This window comes from Rhizobium phaseoli (assembly GCF_003985125.1).
In the GTDB taxonomy this organism is placed as follows: Bacteria; Pseudomonadota; Alphaproteobacteria; order Rhizobiales; family Rhizobiaceae; genus Rhizobium; species Rhizobium phaseoli.
This window is the reverse complement of sequence record NZ_ML133580.1, coordinates 46,710-71,677: the sequence shown is the minus strand read 5'-3', so window position 1 is coordinate 71,677 and position 24,968 is coordinate 46,710. Positions and strand designations below refer to the sequence as shown.

The 24,968-nt window shown below is 62.5% G+C and carries 26 protein-coding genes; 13 read left to right on the top strand and 13 right to left on the bottom strand.

The genetic code is table 11. The features are described 5' to 3' along the window. Positions 1 to 31 precede the first annotated feature (31 nt). The gene (locus EFD56_RS22850) at positions 32 to 1,015 is read right to left on the bottom strand and encodes a bifunctional riboflavin kinase/FAD synthetase (RefSeq protein ID WP_004675398.1); all 984 of its coding nucleotides are present in this window, start codon (positions 1,013 to 1,015) and stop codon (positions 32 to 34) included. Positions 1,016 to 1,029: 14 nt separating this feature from the next. Continuing rightward, complete coding sequence (locus EFD56_RS22845; RefSeq protein WP_010005047.1) at positions 1,030 to 1,878, bottom strand: TIGR01459 family HAD-type hydrolase; 849 nt, start codon at positions 1,876 to 1,878, stop codon at positions 1,030 to 1,032. Positions 1,879 to 2,213: 335 nt separating this feature from the next. Between EFD56_RS22845 and groES the strand changes: the two genes are divergently transcribed. The 3 genes from groES (at position 2,214) to EFD56_RS22830 (ending at position 5,380) form a co-directional block, all read left to right on the top strand. Then, a complete protein-coding gene (groES, locus tag EFD56_RS22840) occupies positions 2,214 to 2,510 on the top strand; it encodes a co-chaperone GroES (RefSeq protein WP_004675403.1) in 297 nt (98 codons plus the stop codon). Positions 2,511 to 2,580: 70 nt separating this feature from the next. After that, on the top strand, positions 2,581 to 4,218 hold the full coding sequence (gene groL, locus EFD56_RS22835) for a chaperonin GroEL (RefSeq protein WP_016734675.1): 1,638 nt from the start codon (positions 2,581 to 2,583) through the stop codon (positions 4,216 to 4,218). A gap of 715 nt (positions 4,219 to 4,933) precedes the next feature. Further along, the gene (locus tag EFD56_RS22830; protein ID WP_126906369.1) at positions 4,934 to 5,380 is read left to right on the top strand and encodes a hypothetical protein; all 447 of its coding nucleotides are present in this window, start codon (positions 4,934 to 4,936) and stop codon (positions 5,378 to 5,380) included. Positions 5,381 to 5,604: 224 nt separating this feature from the next. Here EFD56_RS22830 and EFD56_RS22825 read toward each other — a convergent pair whose 3' ends face one another. Next, complete coding sequence (locus EFD56_RS22825; RefSeq protein ID WP_126906368.1) at positions 5,605 to 6,315, bottom strand: glutathione S-transferase family protein; 711 nt, start codon at positions 6,313 to 6,315, stop codon at positions 5,605 to 5,607. 202 nt (positions 6,316 to 6,517) lie between these two features. Between EFD56_RS22825 and EFD56_RS22820 the strand changes: the two genes are divergently transcribed. Next, the gene (locus EFD56_RS22820) at positions 6,518 to 6,955 is read left to right on the top strand and encodes a DoxX family protein (protein ID WP_126906367.1); all 438 of its coding nucleotides are present in this window, start codon (positions 6,518 to 6,520) and stop codon (positions 6,953 to 6,955) included. Between the two features lie 80 nt (positions 6,956 to 7,035). On the opposite strand, the gene hisG is transcribed toward EFD56_RS22820, so the two are convergent. The 3 genes from hisG to hisS all read right to left on the bottom strand — a co-directional run bounded on the left by hisG (position 7,036) and on the right by hisS (position 10,547). Beyond that, a complete protein-coding gene (hisG, locus tag EFD56_RS22815; protein WP_004675323.1) occupies positions 7,036 to 7,731 on the bottom strand; it encodes an ATP phosphoribosyltransferase in 696 nt (231 codons plus the stop codon). Beyond that, positions 7,728 to 8,849 carry an ATP phosphoribosyltransferase regulatory subunit gene (locus tag EFD56_RS22810; RefSeq protein ID WP_126906366.1) on the bottom strand — a complete coding sequence of 374 codons (1,122 nt, stop codon included), beginning with the start codon at positions 8,847 to 8,849 and terminating at the stop codon, positions 7,728 to 7,730. The genes hisG and EFD56_RS22810 overlap by 4 nt, the downstream gene beginning before the upstream one ends. Before the next feature lie 174 nt (positions 8,850 to 9,023). Further along, complete coding sequence (gene hisS / locus EFD56_RS22805) at positions 9,024 to 10,547, bottom strand: histidine--tRNA ligase (RefSeq protein WP_126906365.1); 1,524 nt, start codon at positions 10,545 to 10,547, stop codon at positions 9,024 to 9,026. 135 nt (positions 10,548 to 10,682) lie between these two features. Between hisS and EFD56_RS22800 the strand changes: the two genes are divergently transcribed. The 3 genes from EFD56_RS22800 (at position 10,683) to copM (ending at position 12,303) form a co-directional block, all read left to right on the top strand. Then, positions 10,683 to 11,438, top strand: a complete 756-nt coding sequence (locus EFD56_RS22800) for a hypothetical protein (RefSeq protein ID WP_126906364.1) — start codon at positions 10,683 to 10,685, stop codon at positions 11,436 to 11,438. 59 nt (positions 11,439 to 11,497) lie between these two features. Beyond that, on the top strand, positions 11,498 to 11,866 hold the full coding sequence (locus EFD56_RS22795) for a hypothetical protein (protein ID WP_126906363.1): 369 nt from the start codon (positions 11,498 to 11,500) through the stop codon (positions 11,864 to 11,866). Positions 11,867 to 11,943: 77 nt separating this feature from the next. After that, positions 11,944 to 12,303 carry a CopM family metallochaperone gene (gene copM, locus EFD56_RS22790; protein ID WP_126906362.1) on the top strand — a complete coding sequence of 120 codons (360 nt, stop codon included), beginning with the start codon at positions 11,944 to 11,946 and terminating at the stop codon, positions 12,301 to 12,303. A gap of 246 nt (positions 12,304 to 12,549) precedes the next feature. Here the strand turns inward: copM and EFD56_RS22785 are convergent, their stop codons facing one another. Then, positions 12,550 to 13,599 (bottom strand): aldo/keto reductase, encoded by a 1,050-nt coding sequence (locus tag EFD56_RS22785; RefSeq protein WP_064827019.1) that lies wholly within the window; start codon positions 13,597 to 13,599, stop codon positions 12,550 to 12,552. Between the two features lie 237 nt (positions 13,600 to 13,836). Here EFD56_RS22785 and EFD56_RS22780 point away from each other — a divergent pair, with 237 nt between their 5' ends. After that, the gene (locus EFD56_RS22780; RefSeq protein ID WP_064827018.1) at positions 13,837 to 14,541 is read left to right on the top strand and encodes an HAD family hydrolase; all 705 of its coding nucleotides are present in this window, start codon (positions 13,837 to 13,839) and stop codon (positions 14,539 to 14,541) included. An 81-nt stretch (positions 14,542 to 14,622) separates the two neighbouring features. Here the strand turns inward: EFD56_RS22780 and EFD56_RS22775 are convergent, their stop codons facing one another. Continuing rightward, positions 14,623 to 15,129 carry a hypothetical protein gene (locus EFD56_RS22775; protein WP_085741868.1) on the bottom strand — a complete coding sequence of 169 codons (507 nt, stop codon included), beginning with the start codon at positions 15,127 to 15,129 and terminating at the stop codon, positions 14,623 to 14,625. Beyond that, entirely contained in the window at positions 15,126 to 15,755 is a 630-nt protein-coding gene (locus tag EFD56_RS22770; RefSeq protein ID WP_126906361.1) for a DNA-3-methyladenine glycosylase I, read from the bottom strand. Before EFD56_RS22770 ends, EFD56_RS22775 begins: the two co-directional genes overlap by 4 nt. Before the next feature lie 246 nt (positions 15,756 to 16,001). On the opposite strand from EFD56_RS22770, the gene EFD56_RS22765 reads away from it, so the two are divergent. From EFD56_RS22765 to EFD56_RS22755, 3 genes are all read left to right on the top strand, one after another. Continuing rightward, positions 16,002 to 16,751 (top strand): L,D-transpeptidase, encoded by a 750-nt coding sequence (locus EFD56_RS22765; protein ID WP_126906360.1) that lies wholly within the window; start codon positions 16,002 to 16,004, stop codon positions 16,749 to 16,751. A gap of 135 nt (positions 16,752 to 16,886) precedes the next feature. Then, on the top strand, positions 16,887 to 17,573 hold the full coding sequence (locus EFD56_RS22760) for a L,D-transpeptidase (protein WP_016734687.1): 687 nt from the start codon (positions 16,887 to 16,889) through the stop codon (positions 17,571 to 17,573). A gap of 122 nt (positions 17,574 to 17,695) precedes the next feature. Then, positions 17,696 to 18,370, top strand: a complete 675-nt coding sequence (locus EFD56_RS22755; RefSeq protein WP_012482809.1) for an outer membrane protein — start codon at positions 17,696 to 17,698, stop codon at positions 18,368 to 18,370. A gap of 122 nt (positions 18,371 to 18,492) precedes the next feature. Here the strand turns inward: EFD56_RS22755 and EFD56_RS22750 are convergent, their stop codons facing one another. From EFD56_RS22750 to EFD56_RS22735, 4 genes are all read right to left on the bottom strand, one after another. Beyond that, positions 18,493 to 18,930 (bottom strand): hypothetical protein, encoded by a 438-nt coding sequence (locus EFD56_RS22750; protein ID WP_064817534.1) that lies wholly within the window; start codon positions 18,928 to 18,930, stop codon positions 18,493 to 18,495. Positions 18,931 to 18,976: 46 nt separating this feature from the next. After that, the gene (glcF, locus tag EFD56_RS22745) at positions 18,977 to 20,287 is read right to left on the bottom strand and encodes a glycolate oxidase subunit GlcF (protein WP_126906359.1); all 1,311 of its coding nucleotides are present in this window, start codon (positions 20,285 to 20,287) and stop codon (positions 18,977 to 18,979) included. 121 nt (positions 20,288 to 20,408) lie between these two features. After that, positions 20,409 to 21,608 (bottom strand): FAD-binding protein, encoded by a 1,200-nt coding sequence (locus tag EFD56_RS22740; protein WP_126906358.1) that lies wholly within the window; start codon positions 21,606 to 21,608, stop codon positions 20,409 to 20,411. Next, positions 21,605 to 23,044: an FAD-linked oxidase C-terminal domain-containing protein gene (locus EFD56_RS22735; RefSeq protein WP_012482805.1), complete on the bottom strand. Its 1,440-nt coding sequence runs from the start codon at positions 23,042 to 23,044 to the stop codon at positions 21,605 to 21,607. Before EFD56_RS22735 ends, EFD56_RS22740 begins: the two co-directional genes overlap by 4 nt. 158 nt (positions 23,045 to 23,202) lie before the next feature. Between EFD56_RS22735 and EFD56_RS22730 the strand changes: the two genes are divergently transcribed. Next, positions 23,203 to 24,099: a LysR family transcriptional regulator gene (locus tag EFD56_RS22730; RefSeq protein WP_126906357.1), complete on the top strand. Its 897-nt coding sequence runs from the start codon at positions 23,203 to 23,205 to the stop codon at positions 24,097 to 24,099. 311 nt (positions 24,100 to 24,410) lie between these two features. Beyond that, positions 24,411 to 24,944, top strand: coding sequence for an NUDIX hydrolase (locus EFD56_RS22725; protein ID WP_126906356.1), 534 nt, complete (start codon positions 24,411 to 24,413; stop codon positions 24,942 to 24,944). Positions 24,945 to 24,968: the final 24 nt, after the last annotated feature.

Here is a 24,968-nt window from a genome sequence, read left to right as displayed (position 1 = left end):
CTGCGGAAAAACTCCGTCCTCGGCACGGGCCTCAGGAAAAGCAGAGCTTCCCATCGAGCGCACTCAGCGGCTTCACCCCCGCCAGCAGCGCCCTCGCCTCCTCCTCGTCGCGCTTGATCTGGGCGACGAGCGGATCGAGACCGTCGAATTTCAGCTCCGGTCTTATATAGCCGAAGAAGGAGACGGCGCAGAGCTGGCCGTAGAGATCGCCGCTGAAATCGAAGACATAGGTTTCGAGCAGCGGCGCGCCGTTTTCCGTCACCGTCGGGCGGCGGCCGTAGCTTGCGACCGCATCGTGGAGCGTTCCGTCCTGGCGGCGGAAGCGGACGGCGTAGATGCCGGCGGCAAGCTCGGCCTCCGGCGGCAGGCGCATGTTGGCCGTGGGGAAGCCAAGCTGCCGGCCGAGCTTTTCGCCGTCGATCACCTCCGCCTCGACCGTATAGCGGTAACCGAGCATGCCGGCGACCTGGCTGACCTCGCCCTCCTTCAGCAACGCGCGGATATGGCTCGACGAGACGACGTCGGCATTTTCGTCGCGGAAGGCATCGATCAGGGTGACGCCGAAGCCGTAGGTCTGGCCGGCATTCATCAGGAAGGCGGGGCCGCCTTCGCGGTTGCGGCCGAAGTGGAAATCGAAGCCGGTGACGACTTCGGAGGCGCCGAGCCAGTCCTTAAGGATCGAATGGATGAAATCATCGGCCGAGCGCTGCGAGAACTCGACGTCGAAGGGATATTCGATGACGGCGTTGAACCCCAGCGTTTCCAAGATACGGGCCTTGAGCGGCGCGGGTGTCAGGCGGAACACCGGGGTCTGCGGCCGGAAGACGGTGCGCGGATGCGGCTCGAAGGTCAACACTAAGGCGGGGATGCCGCGCGCCCTTGCGATCTCAAGCGCGCGGTTCAGCACCGATTGATGGCCGCGATGCACGCCGTCGAAATTGCCGATGGCGATCACCCCGCCCCGGAGATGGGCGGGCAAGGGATCGCGGGTTTCATTGCGGTGGAAAACGGTCATCGGCTGGCTTCTCTTTATGCAAGGCGCGGCATCCACCACTTCGGCGCGGCGTTTTCCCGTTCGAGATAGGCGTTGAGGATTGCCTCGTCGGTTTCGCCGTTCAAGGTGTATTCCTTGGCGTGGATCCCGCCGCTGATGTAGAGAAGGTCGAGGCCAAAATTCAAGGCGCCACGGACATCGGTCGGCATGCCGTCGCCGATCGCCAGCACGCGCTCGGCCGGCACCTCGCCGCGAAGTTCGCGGGCAGCGGCCAGCGTCGCCTCGTAAATCGGCCGGTGCGGTTTGCCGGCGATGCGGGTTTTGCCGCCGAGCTGCTCGTAATAGGCGGCCATGGCGCCGGCGCAGGGAATGATGCGGTGGCCGCGCTCGACGACGAGGTCGGGATTGGCACAGATCATCGGCACCTCGCGCGCCTGAAAATCCAGAAGCATGTCGGTGTAATCTTCCGGCTTCTCGGTCTCATCGTCGAAAAAGCCGGTGCAGACGAGCGATCGCGCTTCGCCGGATGGCACCCGCTCGACGCCGATGCCTTCGAGAAGCGCCTTGTCGCGCTCGGGGCCGAGCAGAAAGACCGTCTTCGGCCCCTCGGAAATCAGCCCGCGCGTGACGTCGCCCGAGGTGACAATCCTGTCATAGGCGCTGTCGGGCACGCCGATATGACGCAATTGCTCGACGACCTGCCAGGAAAGGCGCGGCGAATTTGTGATGAGGACGACGGCGAGGCCGCTCTCGCGGGCGGCCTGAAGGGCGGCAGCAGCCTTCGGAAACGGATCGACGCCGTTGTGAACGACGCCCCAGACATCACAGAGCACCACGTCATAGCGATCGGTGATCTCAGAGAAGGTTTCTATCCGCTTGGCCATTCCAATGTCCCGAGTTGCTGCAGTCACCGGTGACATTGCAAAGGCGCAGGACGATGGCAAGGCATTTTCTTCGCCGCCGGCCACAGCAAAGCCCTGTCGCGACAATCCGGCACGTAATCTGCAAGGTGCGCCCGCGACAGAGGGTTCGGCCGGAATCTCCGGCATTTCTCCGGTCTCTTCACAATTCCGGCACAAAAATTCGTGATTGCTCTCATTGACTCCTTTCGGAGCCATCCCTAAATGCTCGTCGCTAGCACTCACCGCAAGGGAGTGCTAACACCTATCCATGTGGGCCGCTCCGGCCCGCGAATGTCATTCGATCGAGGGATTAGACAATGGCAAGCACCAATTTCCGTCCGCTTCACGACCGCGTCGTCGTTCGTCGCGTCGAGTCCGAAGAGAAGACCAAGGGCGGGATCATCATTCCCGACACCGCCAAGGAAAAGCCGCAGGAAGGCGAAATCGTCGCCGTCGGTTCCGGCGCTCGTGACGAGTCCGGCAAGGTCGTCGCACTCGACGTCAAGGCTGGCGACCGCGTGCTGTTCGGCAAGTGGTCCGGCACCGAAGTCAAGATCAACGGCGAAGACCTTCTGATCATGAAGGAAGCCGACATCATGGGCATCATCGGCTGATTGCCGATCCGCTTTCCCGAAATGACTGACGGGCCTTTGCCCGAACAAATCGAATTCAGGAGTCACAAACATGGCAGCTAAAGAAATCAAGTTTGGCCGCACCGCGCGCGAAAAGATGCTGCGCGGCGTCGACATTCTCGCCGATGCAGTCAAGGTCACGCTCGGCCCGAAGGGTCGTAACGTCATCATCGACAAGTCCTTCGGCGCGCCGCGCATCACCAAGGACGGCGTTTCGGTCGCCAAGGAAATCGAACTCGAAGACAAGTTCGAAAACATGGGCGCCCAGATGGTCCGCGAAGTTGCTTCGAAGACCAACGACATCGCCGGCGACGGCACGACGACTGCAACCGTTCTTGCCCAGGCGATCGTTCGCGAAGGCGCCAAGGCCGTTGCCGCCGGCATGAACCCGATGGACCTGAAGCGCGGCATCGATCTCGCCGTCGCCGAAGTCGTCAAGGATCTCCAGGCCAAGGCCAAGAAGATCAACACCTCGGAAGAAGTCGCTCAGGTCGGCACCATCTCCGCAAACGGCGAGCGCCAGGTTGGCCTCGACATTGCTGAAGCCATGCAGAAGGTCGGCAACGAAGGCGTCATCACGGTTGAAGAAGCCAAGACCGCCGAAACCGAACTCGAAGTCGTCGAAGGCATGCAGTTCGACCGCGGCTACCTCAGCCCCTACTTCGTCACCAACCCGGAAAAGATGGTCGCCGACCTCGAAGACGTCTTCATTCTCCTCCACGAGAAGAAGCTCTCGAACCTGCAGTCGATGCTCCCGGTTCTCGAAGCCGTCGTCCAGACCGGCAAGCCGCTCCTCATCATCGCTGAAGACGTCGAAGGCGAAGCCCTTGCAACGCTCGTCGTCAACAAGCTGCGCGGCGGCCTGAAGATCGCTGCCGTCAAGGCGCCTGGCTTCGGCGACCGCCGCAAGGCTATGCTCGAAGACATCGCCATCCTGACGGGCGGCACCGTGATCTCCGAAGACCTCGGCATCAAGCTCGAGAGCGTCACGCTCGACATGCTCGGCCGTGCCAAGAAGGTTTCGATCTCCAAGGAAAACACCACGATCGTCGACGGTTCGGGCGCCAAGTCCGACATCGAAGGCCGTGTTGCCCAGATCAAGGCCCAGATCGAAGAAACCACCTCCGACTACGACCGCGAGAAGCTGCAGGAACGCCTTGCCAAGCTCGCCGGCGGCGTTGCCGTCATCCGCGTCGGCGGTTCGACGGAAGTCGAAGTGAAGGAAAAGAAGGACCGCATCGACGACGCCCTCAACGCGACGCGCGCTGCCGTTCAGGAAGGCATCGTACCGGGCGGCGGCGTTGCCCTGCTGCGTTCTTCCGTCAAGATCACCTCCAAGGGTGTCAACGACGACCAGGAAGCCGGCATCAACATCGTTCGCCGCGCTCTGCAGGCTCCGGCCCGCCAGATCGCTGAGAACGCTGGCGACGAAGCCTCGATCGTTGTTGGCAAGATCCTTGACAAGGATCAAGACAACTACGGCTACAACGCCCAGACCGGCGAATATGGCGACATGATCGGCATGGGCATCATCGACCCGGTCAAGGTCGTTCGCACCGCCCTGCAGGATGCCGCTTCCGTTGCATCGCTGCTGATCACCACCGAAGCCATGATCGCCGAGCTGCCGAAGAAGGACGCTCCGGCTATGCCGGGCGGCATGGGCGGAATGGGCGGAATGGACATGATGTGATAGGCCAACGGCCTTTCACTGCATCGTCCATGAATCCGCCCATCATCCAAGATGGTTCAGCGCGTCAAGCGCGCTAAACTGGCGGAATGGACATGATGTGATAGGCGAAAGCCTGCACTCATTCCGGCATCCGGAACAGGAAGGGCGGCCCTCGGGTCGCCCTTTTTCTTTTGCCGTAAGCTTCGTCCAAAACGATTCGACCCATTGCGCGCGATTTTATGCCGTGCATCGTATGTGCCGGCGGCCCAAGCTTTCGCGAGGCTTGCGCCGCTGCTTGTCTTTCTCTCCACACAACATGCGGGCAATCGTCGTCTTGCGGCGATCTATCTCCCGCCATGTGAGGCGAAACGGGGGAAAAGCGCCGAAAATTGAGCTCCTCGGCTCCATTCTCGCCAAGCAGCGCGGGGATGCCGACAACTCCGGCAAAAGGATCTCGATCCGAACACCCCTTAAAAAGCCGTTGCCGTTTGTGTAAAAGTTCCTATAAATCCGCGCTGCAATTGAAGCGCGCCCGGCGATCATTTTCGCTGTCAGACGAGCGCGGGACGGCGATGCCAGAATAGTCGGTTTCGAAGGGCTCCGGTTCGGAGGCTCGGATGGCCGCGGCAATGATCGCCGATATGGGCGTGGGCATTATGCCCGCTGCTGCATAAGCCTGTCTCTAGTGTTTGCCGAGCCTGCGGCGGAGGAGCCGCATGCGAACGAGGGAACGCCCGTGTTCAAGATTGCCAAAGCCAATGCAGCCGTACCGATGCTGCCCGGCTCGATGAACGACAATAATCAACAGCACGAGATGCTGGCGCAGTTTTCCGTTTCCGAAAGCTGGACCGGGGATCTGTCGACCGGCGTGCTCCGTCTCGGCAAGTGGAGCGCCATGCTGCACGGCCTCTCCGCAGAGGAATGCGGACTGCTGAATCTGGTTCGATGCTACGATTCCGGAGATCGCAATCACGTGCTGGAACTGTTCGAACAGGCGGCAACACACTGCTCCTCCTTCTGCTTTTCGACGACGATCATCATGCCGAACGGCTTGCGCCAGCCGCTGTTCTGCATGGGCGAGTCAAACGGGCTCGAGGAGAAATACAGCGGCAGCATGGCCGGCGTCTTCGTCTTTCCGCGCTTCAAGCTCGAAGGTGCGAGGCAGATCGCCAACCGGCAATAGAGACGGCGGGCGAAATAACGGTCTCCGCTGACAGCGCTCAGACTGCTGAAAAAGCCGGCCAACTCCTCTTTCGTCATGCTCGGGCTTGTCCCGAGTATCTGCCTGGGGTCGATAGGGCACCAGATCCTCGGCACAAGGTCGAGGATGACGTTGGAGGGGAAAGCCGAGGGTTGTCACATCGTTAAGGCCGCTCCCGACAGCGGCCTTTGCGCTTTCCGGGACCACTATTCCGGCTTGGCCGGAATATTGAGCCCCCTGGCGCTGGCCGGACGGGCGATGCAGCGTTCCAGCCAATCGGAAACCGCGGGGAAACTCGCATAGTCGAGGACCTCGCGGCCGCCATAGAAGATATCGGCGCCGCGGACCCAGGTGAAGGTGGTGATGTCGGCGATCGTATACTGATCGCCCATGATCCATTGCCGGCCCTTCAGCCGGCCTTCGAGCACGCCGAGCAGCCGCTTGGATTCGTCGCGATAGCGTTCCACCGGATAGGAATTGTTGGCGACCTTGTCGGCAGCGGATTTATAGAAATGCCCGAACTGGCCGAACATTGGGCCGATGCCGGCCATCTGGAAAAATACCCACTGAATGCATTCGTAACGGCCGGCGGCATCCTCGGGGATGAGCTTGCCGGTCTTTTCCGCGAGATAGAGCAGGATGGCGCCGGATTCGAAAAGGCCGATCGGTTTGCCGCCCGCCCCGTTCGGATCGATGATCGCCGGAATGCGGCCGTTCGGATTGAGGGATTCGAACTCCGGTGACTTCTGTTCGTTGGCGGCGAAGGAAACATAATGCGGCTCATAGGGGAGCCCGAGCTCTTCGAGGGCGACGGATACCTTCACCCCGTTCGGCGTCTGCAGCGAATAGAGCTGGATGATGTCGGAATTTTTCGCCGGCCAGCGAGTCGTGATCGGAAATGCGGACAAATCTGCCATCGGATTCTCCAAGTTCGGCGCCGAACCATAAGAGACCGGGCTCGACAAAGGCAAGCCAGTATATCGTTCCATATTATTGAACGAACTGTCCGCTTCCGTTTATCTTTCCCTGACGACGAAAAAAAGCGACATAGGAGGCACCAGAGATCACAGAGTGCCGGGGCACCAGATCTCCAGAACCATTCAACCGGAGACAACGTCCATGTCGAATAACGTCCTCATCCTGATAGCCCGCATTCTGCTTTCCTTCATGTTCATCTTCGCCGGCTTCGGCAAGCTGACCGATCCGGCCTCGACCGCCGGCATGATCACCGGCGCCGGCCTGCCGGCTGCCACCGCGCTCACCTATCTCGCCGGCCTGTTCGAACTGGTTGCCGGTCTTGCCGTGCTCGTCGGTTTCCAGGCCCGCATCGTCGGCTGGCTGCTCGCCGTCTTCTGTGTCTTCACCGGCTTCGTCTTCCACTTCTCGCCGATCAACGTTCCGGATTTCCCGGCTGCCGCCAACGCCTGGCTCAGCGGCCTGAACTTCGTCAACTTCCTGAAGAACATCACGCTCGCCGGCGCCTATGTCATGCTCGCCACCAATGGCGCAGGCGCCTACTCGCTCGACGCCCGCCGTGGCGCCTACGCTGCCGCCTGATAGAACAGACATCCTCCCAGACATGAAAAAACCCGCCGTCATCCGACGGCGGGTTTTTGCTTGTGGCCTGATGGCCGAAATCAGAGAGCCGCGCGCACCGCCTCGATAATCGCCTGCACGACGGGTTCGTCGGCATGGCTTTCCTTGCGGGCGCGCACAAGGCAGGCCTGCGAATGCAGGATGACGCCGTCCTGCAGCACCTTCAGATGGTTGGCGCGCAGCGTCGAGCCGGTGGAGGTGATATCGACGATGATATCGGCCGAGCCGGAGGCGGGCGCCCCCTCGGTGGCGCCGAGGCTCTCGACGATGCGATAAAGCTGGATGCCGTGCTGGCTCGAAAAGAACTGCTGGGTCAGGCGCCAATATTTGGTGGCGATGGCAAGGCGCCTGGAGTGGCGGGCGCGGAAATCGGCGGCGACGTCGCCGAGATCCGCCATGGTCTCGACATCCAGCCAGATCTCCGGCACGGCGACGACGACATCGGCATGGCCGAAGCCGAGGCGGGCGCAGAATTCGACGCGCTTGTCGACCTCGGCAAAACCTTCCCGCATCAGATCCTCGCCGGTGACGCCGAAATCGACGGTGCCGTTGCCGAGTTCGCGGGAAATCTCGGAAGCCGAAAGGAAGGCCACCTCGACATCGTCCCAGCCTTCGACGCGGCCGCGATAGGAGCGGTCGTTGCCGACGGCCGTTATCGGCATGCCGGCCCGCTCGAAGATCGCCGAAGCGTCGTCCTTCATCCGGCCCTTGGAAGGAAGCGCGATGGTGATGGTCATGCGGCTGCCCTTTCGGTTTCGATGCGGTCGAGCCAGAAGGAAAAGCCGACGGCCGGAATGCGGTCGGTTGCGCCGAGGAAAGTCAGGAGCTTATCGAAGCGGCCGCCGCCGGCCAGAACCGCGCTCGAGCCTTCCGCCGTCACCTCGAAGACGAGACCGGTGTAATAATCGAGCGGCCGTCCGAAGGCGGCGCGATAATCCAGGCAGGAGAGATCGACGCCGGCATCGGCAAGGGCGCCGACGCGACCGTTGAAACGGGACAGTGCATTGCCGAGCTTCAGGCCGGCGGCATCGGCAAAACCGGCGAGCGCCGCCGACGCATTGACGAGCGGCACGTGCAGCGACAGGAACTGTTCCAGCACATGGAAGGCCGCGTCGTCGAGACGCGTCTCGGACAGGACGAGCTTTTCCTTGAGCCGCCGGGCAATCTCCGGCGGCGAACGGCTGGCATTGGTCGAATAGCCCGTTGCCTGCATTTCCTGCTCGATATGGGCAATCAGCGCCTGTTCGTCGCCGGCAGCGATAAGCCTGGCGATGTCGTCGTCCAGCCCGGTGACGAATTGCGGGCTGACAAGACCGGCCAGCAGCGCCTCCAGTTGTGTCATGTTGCCGAAGGCATGGATCAGCCGCTTCTGCCAGCCGAGCGGCAGGCCGAGCGCCTGGACGACCGCCTCGAATACCGCCTGGTCGCCCAGCGTCACCGCCAGGCGCCGGCCCGGCAGAAGGCGGGCGAGAATGCCGGTGGCATTGCCGATGGCGCGGGCGTCGGCGCTCGGAATGTTGATATCGCCGAGATCCTCGATGCCGGCCTGGTAGAATTCATTGGCGCCGTCGCGGCGCTGGCGGAAGACCTCGCCGAGATAGGCGTAACGCTTCGGCGTGCCGGTCGCCGTCTCGATGTGGCGCAGACAGACGGGGATAGTGAATTCGGGACGCAGGCAAAGGCTGGCGCCGGTTTCGCTCTCGGTCATGAAGATACGGCGGCGCAGATCCTCGCCGGCGATATCGAGAAACGGCTCGGCCGGCTGAATGACCGGCGTATCGATGCGCTCGGCCTTGCGGGCGTCAAATTCGGCAAGCAGCTCGGCGGAGAATTCGGGGAGGTTGATCAGGGGCATGGTGTAGCTCCTGGGAAAAGTCCCCTCCCCAACCCCTCCCCACAAGGGGGGGGGACTAACTCGCGGCGATCGTCGAACCAAATCGAGAGGACCTCCGATGAAGCAAATGTTGAGTTGGGCACAGCGGCGCCAAGTAAAGCCCCTCCCCCCTGTGGGGAGGGGTTGGGGAGGGGTTTATTGCGCATCGCCCGCCCTCTTCCGATCTTCCGCCTGCGCCGCAAGGATCTCCCTCACCTTGGCGACGAGGTCGGCCTCCGGCACCGTTTCCTGCGCCACGCGGGCTTCGCGCCAGCTGGCATTGTCCTCGATCTCGCCGGAGAGCCGTTTGCCCTCGATCAGATCCTTGATCTGCACGACGCCGGTTGCGCGTTCGTCGCCGCCCTGGATGATGGCGACGGGGCAGCCGCGGCGATCGGCGTATTTCAGCTGGTTGCCGAATTTTTTCCAGTTGCCCTGGAACATCTCGGCGCGGATGCCGGCGGCGCGCAGCTGCTGCGTCATCTTCTGATAGCGGCCCATCGCCTCGACATCGCCGTCCATGACGGTCACCAGCACCGGCTCGATCACTTCGCTGGCGCCAAGCTTGCCGAGGTTCTTCAGAGCCGTCATCAGCCGGGAGACGCCGATCGAAAAGCCGGTCGCCGGAACCGGCTGGCCCATGAAACGCGAGACGAGGCCATCATAACGGCCGCCGCCGCCGACCGAACCGAAGACGACCTTCTCGCCCTTCTCGTTGGTGACGTCGAAGCTCAGCTCGGCCTCATAGACCGGGCCGGTATAATATTCGAGGCCGCGCACGACGGAGGGATCGATCTTGATACGGTCGGAATGGTAGCCGGCACTCGCAACCAGCGCACCGATGAAATTCAGTTCTTCGACGCCTTCGCCGCCCTTCGAGGTTCCGGCAACGAGTTCGGCGAGCCGGGCAGCACTTTCGGCATAGTCCTTGATGCCGACGAAGAACAGCACCTTGTCGATCTGCGCCTGGTCGAGGCCGGCGCCCTTGGTGAAGTCGCCGGATTCATCCTTGCGGCCGGGTCCGAGCAGCAGCGCCACGCCTTCCGAGCCGAACTTGTCGAGCTTGTCGATGGCCCGCAGCACGTTGAGCCGCTGGCCGGCCTTGTCGTCGCCACCGAGACCGATCGCCTCCATCACGCCGTCCAGAACCTTGCGGTTGTTGACGCGAATGACATAGTCGCCGCGCTTGATGCCGAGGGCTTCAAGCGTATCGGCCATCATCATGCACATTTCGGCATCGGCCTGAACACCGGGCGCGCCGACGGTATCGGCATCGAACTGCATAAACTGGCGGAAGCGGCCGGGGCCCGGCTTCTCGTTGCGGAAGACGTAGCCGGCACGATAGGTGCGATAGGGCAGCTGGATCTCGTTGAAATTCTCGGCGACATGACGGGCGAGCGGCGCCGTCAGGTCGTAACGCAGCGACATCCACTGCTCGTCGTCGTCCTGCAGCGAGAAGACGCCCTCGTTCGGCCGGTCGCTGTCGGGCAGGAACTTGCCGAGCGCATCGGTATATTCGAACAGCGGCGTTTCCACGGGGTCGAAACCATAATGCTCATAGACTTCCCGGATCTTTGCCGTCATCTCGTTGACGGCGCGGATATCGCCGGCCACCCGGTCGACGAAGCCGCGCGGCAGGCGGGCCTTGAGCTTTTGCGGTTTCTTCTGCTTGTCGTTCATTTCCGGGAATTCCGCTGACTGTGACAGTGGCGGTTTCCTAACCGATCGGGCGTGGAGCGGCAAGGGCGAAGGGCCTTGATGTCGCTGCCAGAATCGATTGAACGGGGTATCCATCCGAAACGCGGGACATGCATCATGATCGCTGAAGCGCTTCTCTATGCCGCGACATGGCCGCTGACCGGCAAGGCGCATCGAAAGTTCATCCGCTATTCCGTCAATCTCTGGTCACGGGCCGGGCGCTGCGCCCGGGATTGGGCCGAACATGAGACGATGAGTGGGAACGCGATCCGCGCGGCAGCGGCTGGTCTCAGGCAGAAGCGCACCGCCGTCGTGCTCGGCTCCGGCCTGCTGCGCGACGTGCCGATCGAGGCACTGGCGCACGAGTTCGACACCGTCGTGCTGGTCGATCTCGTCCATCTCGCCTCGGTGCGCCTATGGCTTGCGGCCAAGGGCTATCGCAATATCAGGCTGATCGAGCGCGATCTCTCCGGCTATGACGATCTTGCCGCCGACAGAGCGCCGGAACCGCTCGGCTTCCTGCGCACCGTGCCCTATCTCGATTTCGTGGTTTCGGCCAATCTCCTGTCGCAGATCGGCCGCGGCGTGAAACGGCGCTACGATGCCGGGACCGGACCCATGCCTGAAGATACGGTGGAAAGGCTGATTGCAGCGCACTTGGCCGGGCTTTCGGGTCTTGCCTGCCGCCATTGCCTGGTGACCGATATCGCCTATGCCGTCATCGACCGCACCGGCAAGACGCATGAGGAGGCCGACCTGCTGCACGGCGTTTCGCCGCCGGCGGCAAAAGCCACCTGGACATGGCCGGTCGCGCCGCTCGGCGAGGAGAGCCGCGATTACCGGATCGAGCATAAGGTCATCGCCGCCTGGTGAGACACCAGAGCGCGACTGACGGCTTGGATTGCCGCCGGCCTTCCCCTATATGAAACGACATGCGCACGCTCGCCCTCATCACGATGGTTCTCGGCTGGTTGGTCTACAGCGCCATGTCCGCCTGGGCAGGCTGTCCGACCTGCGTGTCGATGAATGCGCCCATTGCTGGCCAAACCGGCGTCATGCACCATCAGATGACCGTCACGCACATGCCTGATGCGGCTGGCAAGGCCGATCCCTTGAAAGACCCCTGCTCTACCGGCAACGCCGCGCATATGCCGCTTTGCAGCGCCTGCCTGCTGCTGCCGCCGGCCATCATGGTCGTCGATAGCGCAAAGCCTGTTTTCGCCTATCCCACCCCGGCGCTTGCCCGCGCCCTGGATGACGATCGGCCCGCTCCGCAGGCTCCCCCTCCCCGACTGTCCTGACGCCACGCTTCATTCACGCAGAAACGAGCGGCTTTAGCAGGCCGCAAACCTATTGTCAGACAGAGGAAGGAACTCTCATGTCTCTGAAAATCATCGCACTCGCCACAATGCTCGCCATCCCGACCGTCCCCGCCCTCGCCGAAGACATGTCCATGGACATGAGCAAGCCGATGGCCGGCCATGACGCCTCCAGCAAGGCATTCAAGAAGGCGAATGACAAGATGCACAAGGATATGATGATCAAGTATAGCGGCGACGCCGACGCGGATTTCGTCCGCGGCATGATCCCGCATCATCAAGGCGCAATCGACATGGCGAAAGTCGAGCTTCAATACGGCAAGGATCCGGACATCCGCAAACTGGCCGAAGCCGTGATCAAGGCGCAGGAAGCGGAGATCGTGGAGATGAACGCCTGGCTCAAGGCCCACGGCAAGTAATCGATCACTCGCGAAAGGGGAACGCCGGAGATGACCGGCGGTCCCAGACTCTTTTTCGTCATGCTCGACAGCCCCTCATCCGGCTGCCGCCACCGTCTCCCCGTAAACGGGGTGAAGGGACTATGCCGCAACCTCTCCGTTCCCCGCATTTCTTTCGCAGGGCACGTCCCCTCTCCCCGTTTCTACGGGGAGAGGGTTAGGGTGAGGAGCAGTTTTCGCCATGCGAGTGGCACGGCGCCGGTGATTTCAGCCTTTCGGCTCGAAGTCCGCCGGCCGGCGACCGGCGCCCTGTCGCGCCAGCATCCAGCCCGGATATTCGGGAGCAAGCGCGCTTACTTCGTCGAGCCTCGTCATGTCGTCCTCGTCGAGCTTCAGCCTGACGGCGGCGAGGTTCTGGTCGAGCTGCTCGACACGCTTGGCGCCGATGATGACCGATGTGACGAAAGGCTTGGCGAGGATATAGGCGAGCGCGACGGTGGCGACGCCGGCGCCGTGCTTTTCGGCGATCTCGCGCATGACGGCGACGCAGGCCCAGGCCCGGTCCCTGTCGACCGGGGGAAAATCGAAGCTGGCGCGACGGCCTTCGCCATTGCCGGGCGCACCGGGACCATATTTGCCGGACAAGAGGCCGCCGGCGAGCGGCGACCAGACCATCAGCCCGAGCTTTTCCTCCTGCATCATCGGCACGATGTCACGTTCGAGATCGCGGCCGGCGATGGAATAATAGGCCTGCACCGTCTCGAAGCGGGCAAAGCCGCGGCGTTCGGAAAGGCCGAGCGCCTTGGCGATGCGCCAGGCCTGCCAGTTGGAGACGCCGATATAGCGCACGAGGCCACGGGAAACGAGATCGTCGAAGGCGCGCAGCGTCTCCTCGATCGGCGTCACCGTATCGGTCGCATGGATCTGGTAGAGGTCGATATGATCCGTCTGCAGCCGCTTCAGGCTCGCCTCGACGGAATCCATGATATGGCCGCGCGAGGCGCCGCGGTCGTTCGGCTTGTCGCCCATGACGCCGTAGACCTTGGTGGCGATGACGACATCCTTGCGGGGCACGTCGAGGTTCTTCAGCGCCTGGCCGAGCAGCCTTTCGGATTCGCCGGATGAATAGACGTCAGCCGTATCGATGAAATTGACGCCTGCCGCCAGCGAGCGCTCGACGATCCGGTCGGCCGCATTCTGGTCGACATCGGCGATGGCGCCCCACATGCTGCCTTGCTGGGCTTCGCCGAAGGTCATCGTGCCGAGGCAGATTTCCGAGACGAAAAGTCCCGTATTTCCAAGTTGATTGTAACGCATGGTCGAAAAAATCCTTTGTGTCTGCCGCAAGGGGGCTTGCGAACTTCAGAACTTCATTTTTGATTATTGGCCTGCGCGCGACAGGCACGGCCGTGGCTGGCTGCAGGGTGAGGCCAATTCGATGTAGGGCGACGGCGGCGCTTTTCAACGTCGGGACTTGGCGCCCCGCGGGCCCGGCGCCCTTGTCTCGACACAGGCGGCCGATAGATTGCCGGCGATAATTCAAGAGGTGCGCATGTGACGACGCGAGCACTGACAACGATCGGCTTCGATGCCGACGATACGCTTTGGCAGAACGAACAATATTACCGGCTGACCGAAGCGCATTTTACGAAGCTTCTTGCCGATTTCGCCGAAGGACCGAAGATTTCCGAGCGGCTGCTGGAAGCCGAAAAACGCAACCTTCGCCATTACGGCTTCGGCATCAAGGGTTTCACGCTGTCGATGATCGAGACAGCGATCGAGATCACCGAGGGCAAGATTCCCTCGAGCGTCATCGCCAAAATCCTCGACACCGGCCGTGATCTGCTGTCCCACCCGGTCGAGACCATGCCGCATGCGCGCGACACGCTGGAGGCGCTTGCCGGCAAATATCTGCTCGTGATGATCACCAAGGGCGATCTGTTCGACCAGGAGCGCAAGCTTGCCCAATCCGGGCTCGGTGATTTCTTCGATGCCGTCGAGATCGTTTCCGACAAGACCGCCATCACCTATCGCCGCATCTTCGCCAAGGTCGGCGACGGACCGGAGCGGGCGATGATGGTCGGCAATTCACTGAAATCGGATATCGTGCCTGCAATCGCGGCCGGCAGCTACGGCGTCTTCGTGCCACACGAACTCACCTGGGTGCTGGAACATGTCGACGAGCCGACGGAAGCGCCGCGTTTCCGCAAGATCGGCCATCTCGGCGAATTGCGCGAGCTGATCGACCGGCTGGCATAGGCCGATAGATGCCGTTCGATCGGTCTTTGTTTTACGCATGTCTTTATCGCAAAACCGCCGCACACTTTTGCGAGACATGCTCTATTGTGGCTTGGGCGGCGCCTTCGGAAACAGCGACGGCTGCTCCGGCTCGGCCGGCTGCTGCGGCTGCGGCGGAGCGGCCGCCAGCGGCTCGATCAGGATGCTGAAGGGCGCGCCGAGGCCGCGGCGCGGCGAGACCTTGGAATAATAGGGGCGCAGCAGCCAGGTGGTGTTTTCCTTCGCCGTCGTCTGAAAATTCATGCCGTCCTCGTCGGTGCCGAAGAAAGCCTCATCGTCGGGCTTCGACAGGTCGAAGATCGCCAGGAAGGCGAACTTGCTCTTGGTGGCAAAGCTGATCTTGATGTGCTGGCCGGCGCGCACCGGCAGCGTGTAGACATGGCTGTTGCCGAATTTCGTCCAGCCCTTGAGCTGCATGGTGACGGCGGGGAATTGCAGCTTCTCCAGCTTCTCGCCGGGATCGAGCTGCGGCGTCTGCGCCATCGCTGAGATCGGCAGCAATAACAGGGCAAGGGCAGCAATCGATGTTTTCACGGACAGACCTTTCATGGTCGAACCAGGACGGCGCGCATTGCCTCCACCTCGGGGCGGCAGAAGCAGCCCTCCAGATGATCGTTGACGAGACCCATCGCCTGCATGAAAGCATAAACTGTGGTCGGGCCGACAAAGGTCCAGCCGCGTTTCTTCAGATCTTTCGAAATGACCACCGAGGTGGGCGTCGTCGGATTGGCGACGAGATGGTCACGGTCGACCACGGCCGGCCGCTCGTTGTGGCCGGGCTCGCAACCCCAGAAATAATGGGCGAGCGAGCCGAATTCGTCCCGCAGCGCAATGGCGCGCCTGGCATTGTTGATGGTTGAGACGATCTTGCCGCGATGGCGGATGATGCCGGCATCGCCAAGGCAGCGATCGACATCCGCCTCGCCGAAGAGAGCGACCTTGTCGAAATCGAAGCCGGCAAAGGCGGCACGGAAATTCTCCCGCTTGCGCAGGACGGTCAGCCAGGAAAGGCCGGACTGGAAGCCTTCGAGGCAGATCTTCTCGAAAAGGCGAATGTCGCTCGTGACAGGACGGCCCCATTCCTCGTCATGATATTTGAGATAATCGGGCAGATTGGCGTGCCAGTGGCACCGGCTCCTGCCGTCTTCGCCGATGATGATGCCAGTCGCGCTCATGATCCTTCATTCCGCCGGGGCCATTTCGTTTTCCGGTCGTGATTCCGGCTTTACCATTTGCAAACCGTCTTTCCAAACCGAACGGTAACCCTGACGAAAAGTTTATCCGCTCGGTCGGCTTCTCAGGAATCGATTTTTACCATTCGCTGGCGGATCAGGTGGCAGCGTCTTTGCGGGCGGAACATCTCCGCCCGGGCGGACCTGTCCCGCCAAACCATTTTCGGCCATTTGTAGAGAGTCCGTCCGATGATGAAACAGCTTGTTCTTGCCGCAGCCCTCTTCGGCGCCTTCTCCACGAGCACCCTTGCCGACGACCGCTATGCCACCCGCCCGCCTGTCGTGCTCAGCCCCGATCTGACGGCGCCGTGGATCAACCAGCTCGGCGGCGGCACGGTTCGTCCCGTCGTCTATCAACGGCCGGTCGTTCACCCGCAGCAGCGCGGGCTTTTCCAGCGCCGCATCATTCGCCAGGCGCCGCAGCCGGCACCGCAGACCGTCTCGGCGATCAATCCCGGCATCCCTTCGATCCGCCATCCGATCGAGCCGCAATTCCTGCCGCAGATGGTCGACTACGACACCCAGGAAAAGCCCGGCACGATCGTCATCGATACCAACAACCGCTTTCTCTACCTGGTGATGGACGGCGGCAAGGCGCGCCGTTACGGCGTCGGCGTCGGCAAGCCCGGCTTCGAATGGGCCGGCGCCCACAAGATTACCCGCAAGCAGGAATGGCCGGACTGGACGCCGCCTTCGGAGATGATCAGCCGCGAAGCCGCCAAGGGTCATTACCTGCCGGCGCGCATGGATGGCGGCCCGGAAAACCCTCTCGGCGCCCGCGCCATGTATCTCGGCTCGACGCTCTACCGCATCCACGGCACCAATGCGCCCTGGTCGATCGGCAGCGCCGTTTCCTCCGGCTGCATCCGGCTGCGCAACGAAGACGTCGTCGACCTCTATGACCGCGTCCGCGTCGGAACCCGCGTCATCGTCATGTAATGGCACATACGAGATCTTGGAAGCCGCAAGAACAGGCGGCTTCCTTTGCCGAAATTGCTTAATCCAGCCGGCCCGATCTTGAATCGGGCAGAAGTTCATGTAGCTTCGGGCGAATTTGCTTGAGGGGAATCAATCATGATCAAATTGATGCCAGGTCTGGCTGCGGCCGGACTTGTTCTGTCCTTGATGTCTGCATCCGCCTTCGCAGCGCCGGCCGGCTCCGACAATACGCAGCGCCCGGCCCAGATCGTGCGCGTGGCGCAGATGCCGAAATATGTGAAGCCGCAGTTCAAGCGCAAGAAAGTCCGTCTGATGACGACGGAAGCGGCCGGCACCGTCATCATCGATACCAACAACAAATATCTCTACCTCGTCGAGGGCAACAACCGGGCCACCCGCTACGGCATCGGCGTCGGCCGCGACGGCTTCGGCTGGTCGGGCATCGTCAAGATCGGCCGCAAGGCCGAATGGCCGGCATGGACGCCGCCCGCTGAAATGCGCCGCCGCGAAGCCGCCAAGGGCCACATCATCCCTGCCTACCAGGAGGGCGGCGAGGACAATCCGCTCGGTGCGCGGGCCATGTATCTTTATCAGGGGGGACGCGACACCATCTTCCGCATCCACGGCACCAATCAGCCCTGGACGATCGGCCTGAACATGTCCTCCGGCTGCATCCGCATGATGAACGAGGACGTGACGCATCTTTACGATCGCGCGCCCGTCGGCACCAAGGTGATCGTCATCGGCCCCGGCAACAAGCAGGGCAAGGTCGCCTTCGAGGACAGGGGCATCGATGTGCTGCGCACCATGTTCGGCGGCTGAGCAACACCTCTCAAAAAACGAAGGCGCTTTTTAGAGGCGCCTTTTATTTCTCTTGGACTTTGCGGCGGAAAGCTGGCAGACGTGCCTAGGAGTCGACATATTTGCAATATCGGGGCTATTCAATGACATATGCGCTGCGTTCTTCCGCCTCCCTGCTTGCGGGCATCGCGTTTTTCACATTCTGTTCGGCAGCCTCCGCCTCGGCGGAAGACCTGCAATTCTCCATCTACGGCGGCTATCAGACGGCACCGCACAGCGGCGTCGATCTTTCCGACGGCACGCATTTCACCGCCGGCTGGGAAGGCAAATCCTTTGGCGCGCCGCCCTACTACGGCGGCCGCGTCACCTGGTGGCTGGAAAATTTCAACAAGCCGAACTGGGGTATTTCGCTCGATTACACCCATGACAAGGTCTATGCCGACGACGATACGCTCGCCAAGACCGGCTGGTCGCATTTCGAATTCACCGACGGTCTGAACCTGCTGACGGTGAACGGGCTCTATCGATTCCAGGATCCGAGCCGCCGCTGGACGCCTTATCTCGGCGCCGGCATTGGCGTGAACATTCCGCATGTCGAGGTGATTCGCCCCGAGGGTAAGACCTGGGCTTACGAATTCGGCGGCGTGACCCTGCAGGCCCAGGCCGGCGTCGATTTCAAGGTGACCGACCGCTGGTCGACCTTCGTCGAATATAAGGGCACCTATTCGCGCGTCGACGTTCCGATCGACAGCGGCGTGGACCTGAAGACCAACATCTTCACCAACGCCGTCAATGTCGGCGTCTCGTTCCACTGGTAATGACTTGAATTTCAGCTGCGGCGTTAGAGCGGTTCAGCTTTTCATGAAAGCAGGACCGCTCTAACCTTTTGTTTGGCGCAATTTGGGACGGAAAACCGCTTCACACTTTTCCTGAAATTGCTTTACTTCGTGCCGCAGCTGACCTTGCCCTCGGCGGCGTAAGATTTTCCGCCGCCCGCGATCGTCAGGGAATAGGTGCCGCTGAAATTTGCGGCCGGCTTGCCGCGCACGCCGGCGACCACCACCAGATCCAGTGTTGCGCCGCCCGTATCGTCACCGCCTTCGTCAAAGACTTCCAACAGCAGTTCGCCATCGCGCGCCCAGTGGTTGCTCAGATGCTGCGATTCGAACACGCGTTTCGAAAAGGCCGGCGCTTGCGCGGGATCCTTGACAATAAGGGCGCCGCGGAAATGGTTGAGCCTGTGGCCGGCGTCGCTTGCAAAACCGCTTTCGAGGGTAAAGCGCGCCTGCGCGTCATCGGCGGAACAGAATAAGCGGCTGTCGGCATGGGCCGCGCCCGCCGTGAGCAGTCCCGCAAGTAAAATCATTCCCCGCCACATCGCCCAATCTCCCAGGAGCGGCCCGAATGGGCCTGCTGCATTCCCTTCAGCCTAAGGGCAAACCTGTTAATTTTTCCGGCATAGCGCCGCCATAGGCCCAATCGAGCAGCTCGACCGTATGCAGGATCGGGATAGCGGTGCCGGTGGCGATCTGGGTGATGCAGCCGATATTGCCGGTGGCGATGATATCGGCCTTGGTCGCTTCGATATTCCTGACCTTGCGTGCCTTCAGCGTCGCCGAGATTTCCGGCTGCATGATGTTGTAGGTGCCGGCCGAGCCGCAGCAGAGATGGCCTTCAGCCGGATCGCGCACCGTAAAGCCCGCCGCTTTCAGCAGTGACTTCGGCGCCAGAGTGATGCGCTGGCCGTGCTGCATCGAACAGGCGGAATGATAGGCGACCGTAATGCCCCTCGGCATATGCGCCGGCAGCTCGAGGGTCGCCAGATATTCGGTGATGTCCTTTGCCAGCGCCGAGACGCTGGCCGCCTTGGCCGCATAGGCGGGGTCGAGGCGCAGCATGTGGCCGTAATCCTTGATCTTCGTGCCGCAGCCCGAAGCGGTGATGATGATCGCATCAAGGCCCTGCGTCTCGATCTCGCGTGTCCAGACATCGACATTGGCTCGGGCGCTTTGAAGCGCCTGATCGGCGCGGCCCATGTGATGGACGAGCGAGCCGCAGCAGACCTCGCCTTCCGGCGCCACGACCTCGATACCGAGCCGCGTCAACAGCCGGATCGCCGCCGCGTTGATGCCGGGATCAAGCACCGGCTGGGCGCAGCCTGACAGGATCGCCACCCGGCCGCGCCGCTCCGCCTCGGACCGGTAGGTGCCGGGTTTTGAAAGATCCGAGGCAGCCGGCAGGCGCCGCGGCGCAAGCGCCAGCATGGCGGCAAAGGGTTTGAGTGCCGCCCCGCGCATCAGGCCGGCGAAAGGCCGGCCAAGGCGGGCGAGGTGGAGCGCCAGGCGAAACCGGCCGGGATAGGGCAGCACCGCGGCCAGGAGATCGCGCGTCAGCCTGTTCATGAAGGGACGCTTGTAGGTCTTTTCGATATGGGCGCGGGCGTGATCGACCAGATGCATATAGTCGACGCCGGAGGGACAGGTGGTGACGCAGGCAAGGCAGGAGAGACAGCGGTCGATGTGGGTGACGACCTCGGCATCGGCGGGCCGGCCGTTTTCCAGCATGTCCTTGATCAGGTATATGCGCCCGCGCGGGCTGTCGAGCTCGTTGCCGAGCGTCACATAGGTGGGACAGGTGGCGGTGCAGAAGCCGCAGTGGACGCATTTGCGCAGGATTTTTTCCGATTCTGCGACATCGGGGTCGGCGAGCTGGGCGGGGGTGAAGTTGGTTTGCATCTAGCGGGGCCTCCGCATTTGGAGGGGCGTTGTGCCGGGGATACCCCCATCTGATCTCCCCCCTTGTGGGGGAGATGTCCGGCAGGACAGAGGGGGGTAACCCAGACGCAGACTCATCTTCTCACCCCATTTTCCCCGGATTCAATATCCCCGCCGGATCGAACTTCTCCTTCACCCGCCGCGACAACATCGCCACCGCCTCGGGCTCCGGATGAAAGGCGGCGGTCGCCGCCCTTGCCGCAACGGAGGCGCGGATCAGCGTCGCATGACCACCGCCGAGCCCTTTGACGAAGCGGCGGATCAGTTCGGCCTCCGGCTCCGCTTCCATGCGCATCCAGACGAGGCCGCCTTGCCAATCATAAAAGGCATCGACGCCGGCTTCGAGACGGAGCGCCGCGACGAGCTGATGGCCGGTGCCGGGGGCGACCGAGACGCGCCAGACCGGCCGCCCCGTGCCGTCAGCATAAGGCAGCACATCGCGGATTTCCCGCCAAAGCCTCTGGCTTTCCCTCTCATCCAGCTGCGTGACCGTGGCGAAGGCGGACATTGCCGCCGCAAGCTTTTCGACGCGCACCTCGACAGAGCCAGCCAAGCCCTCGATGCGCAGAACCGTCGCCTCGCCCTCGGGCAATTTGCCGGCGAGGAATTTCCACGTCACCGTCAAAGGCAGATGGGCCGCACCCGAGACTTCGACCGGCAGCGCCATCGCCGTCGCCATGGCGCTGGCCGCTTCGGCATCGTTGAGGCCTGATAGAACCACCGTCCGTTCCGTCTTCGGGCGCGGCGGCACGCGGAAGGTGACTTCAGTCAGAAAACCCAGCGTGCCGTGCGATCCGGCGATCAGCTTGACGAGATCGAGGCCGGTGACATTCTTCATCACCCTGCCGCCGGCCTTGATGATCTCGCCGCTGCCGTTGACGAAGCGCACGCCGAGCAAACTGTCGCGGGCAGCGCCCGCGATGAGGCGGCGCGGGCCAGAGACATTGGCGGCAAAGACGCCGCCGATGGTCGGCTCGCCCGACCTGGCCATAATGGGGCGATGATCCATCGGCTCGAAGGCAAGCGTCTGGCCATTTTCGGACAGCGCCCCCTCGACCTCGGCAAGCGGCGTACCCGAACGGGCTGTCATGACCATCTCGCCGGGATTGTAGGCGATGATGCCGGAAAGCCTGGTCGATCGCAGCCGGTCTTCGGCGGCAACGGCGTTGCCGAACCCCGAGCGCGTATCGCCGCCGCAGATCGCGAGTGGCCGGTTCATCTGCGCATGGGCGCGGACGATCGCCGCCGCCTGTTCCTCGCTCGTCGGCATCAGATCGATCATGCGGCCGGGCGTCCTTCCAGCGGAAAGACCTTCGACGGGTTGAGCAGCCAGCCGGGATCGAAGGCAGCGCGCACCGCCATCTGCTGGGCGAGGTCGGCCTCTGAATACTGGTGCCGCATCAGGTCGCGCTTTTCGATGCCCACGCCATGCTCGCCGGTGAGGCAGCCGCCGGCGTCGACGCACAACTTGAGGATATCGTTGCCGGCGGCTTCGGCACGGGCGGCATCGTCGGGATCGTTGGCATTGAAGAGGATCAGCGGGTGCATGTTGCCGTCGCCGGCATGGAAGACGTTGGCGACGCGCAGGCCATAGTGATCGACGATTTCGGCGGTCTTCTTCAGCACGTGCGAGAGCTGGCTGAGCGGCACGGTACCATCCATGCAGATATAATCGGCGATGCGGCCGGTGGCGCCGAAGGCGGATTTCCGGCCCTTCCAGATCAGCGCCGCCTCGGTGGCGGACTGGCATTCGCGCACGGTCTTCACGCCGCGCCTGCGGGCGATGTCGACCACGTCCTTCAACATGGCGTCCATTTCCGCCTCCGATCCCTCGACCTCGACGATCAGCAGCGCGCCGACATCGAGGGGATAGCCGGCATGGGCGAAAGCCTCGCAGATCTCGATCGCCGGCTTGTCCATGAATTCGATCGCAACGGGGATGATGCCGGCGGCGATGACATCGGCGACGCAGGCGCCGGCCTCTTCCGAGCTCTCGAAGCCGAAGAGCACCGGGCGCGCGCCTTCGGGCTTGGCGATCAGCCGCACCGTCGCCTCGGTGACGATGCCGAGTTGGCCTTCATGGCCGCAGACGAGGCCAAGCAGGTCATAGCCGCCCGCATCCAGCGCCTTGCCGCCGAGCTCGATTACCGTGCCGTCGACCAGCACCATCCGTACGCCGAGCAGATTGTTGGTCGTCACACCGTATTTCAGACAGTGGGCGCCGCCGGAATTCATGCCGATATTGCCGCCGATGGTGCAGGCAAGCTGCGAACTCGGGTCGGGCGCATAGAAAAACCCGTCCGCCGACACCGACTCGGAGATATTGAGATTGGTCACGCCGGCCTGCACCACGGCGACGCGGTTGGGCAGATCGATCTCGAGGATGCGGTTCATCTTCGACAGGCCGAGCACGACGGCATCCTCCTGCGGAATGGCGCCGCCGGACAGCGATGTGCCGGCGCCGCGCGGCACGACGGGAACGCCGTAGCGATGGCAATAACGCATGACGGCCGAAACCTCGGCCGTGGTGCGCGGCAGGGCGACGGCGAGCGGCAGGCGGCGATAGGAAACGAAGGCGTCGGTCTCGAAGGGTACCAGCTCGCGCGCCTCATGCACCAGGCATTCCGGCGGCAGCAGATCGGTAAGATCGGCGACGATTTGAGAGCGCCGGGCCAGGACATCGGCGCGGGGCGCAAGAAACGGAATGGCGTCGGACATGGCCTTCTCCCTGGCCTCCCGAAAGATGACGACGGGAAGACGACGGCGGGAACGGGTGTCGGATCCTCCCTGCCGCCGCAGGCCCGGCTTAGCACTTTCCCAATAGTGGCGCAAATGCTAAGCACTTATGCCGGAAAGAGAAAATGTAACAAGAGCTTATGACCAATCTGGGTGATCTCGAAATCTTTGCCAAGGTCGTCTCGACGGGAAGCATGTCGCTCGCCGGGCGCATGCTCGGCTTTTCCCCTGCGGTCGTTTCCAAACGGATCAAGCGGCTGGAGGATCGGCTCGGCACCCGGCTTTTACAGCGCACGACGCGGCAGATTTCGCTGACGGAGGCCGGCCAGGGTTTCTACGATCGCGTTCTTGGCATCCTCGCCGGTCTGGAGGAGGCTGAATTTTACATTTCCGGCCGCTCGGCGCAAATGCACGGGACGCTCAAGGTTTCGGCGCCGACCTCCTTCGGCCGCATGCATATCGCGCCGCACCTGAAAGCGTTCATGCAGGCCCATCCGGACCTTGCGATCAACCTGGTGCTGACCGACGAATTCAGCGACATCATCGGCGGCGGCTTCGATCTGGCAATCCGCATCGCCGAACTGACCGATTCCAGCCTCGTCGCCCGGCGGCTGGCGCCGGTGCGCCGGCTGCTCTGCGCCTCGCCGGATTATCTGGCGGTGCATGGTGAGCCGAGGGATATCGACGATCTGAAACACCACCACTGCCTGCCGGCGCATAATGGCGACGCATGGCGGCTGACAGGGCCGGAAGGGGCGCTCAGCCTGCGGCCGGAAGGCATGCTGATCACCAACTCCAGCGAAGTGATCCGCGAGGCTGTCATATCGGGCCTCGGGATCGCGCTTCGCTCCACCTGGGATATCGGCGAAGAGCTCAAGGCCGGCCGCCTTGTGCAGGTGCTGCCGGCCTATGAGGGCTCGCACAATGTCACGCTGTCGGCCGTCTATCCCAGCCGGCAGTTCCTGCCCGCCAAGGTGCGGCTGTTCATCGACTATCTCACCGAGATTTACGGCCCGGCTCCCTATTGGGAGCGCTGATTGCGTGGAGACGCCCCGCCCCGCGCGAAGGCGAGGTATAGTTGCCACATTTACAAAAATCCTGTTGGAACAATTGGCGCCGCCGTTGATTAGGGGGCATGACGGGCTCATATTGTACACCTGTGCAACATGACGCATTAGAGACAGGACGTGACGGTTTTTCGAGCCAGCCCCAGCTCGACTTCCCCTATGAACAGCGATCACACCGCGTTTCGGACCGTCCTCGCGACTTTTGGATTGCGTAAGCTTTCCATGATACATGTAACGTATATGAGTGATTCCTAACAACCACTGTAAAGGTGACCCGACAATTGACTCTTCTCGCCCGATTGGCATCCGATTTGCAACTGATGTTCCGGCGGCCGCCGCGGCAGCAATATGGTGCGATCTGTTACCGGGTAAAAAAGAAGAGCGGTGAGGTCGAGGTGCTCCTGATGACGAGCCGCGACACCGGCCGCTGGGTCATTCCCAAGGGCTGGCCGATGACCGGAAAATGCGCGCATGAGGTCGCCGCGCAGGAAGCCTTGGAGGAAGCCGGTGTCCGCGGCGTCGCCGAAACGGAGACGCTCGGCGCCTACACCTATCCGAAGGTGCTGCGCGATGGGGTGCAGGTGGTCTGCAAGGTGCAGGTCTATGCGCTCGAAGTCACCGAGATGGTGAAGAACTTCAAAGAAAAGGGCGAGCGCCGCATCGAATGGGTCTCGCTCGACGAAGCAGCCGGGCGTGTGCGCGAACCGGAGCTGCGCGGCCTTCTCCTCGCCTTCAAGCGAAAGATGAGCGACAGGCTCTCGCCGAAAGCGTCAAAGCAACAGGCTCCAGCGGCAAAGCAAATTCCGGCGGAATGAATCCTGCCATCTTGCGCTGCTAGA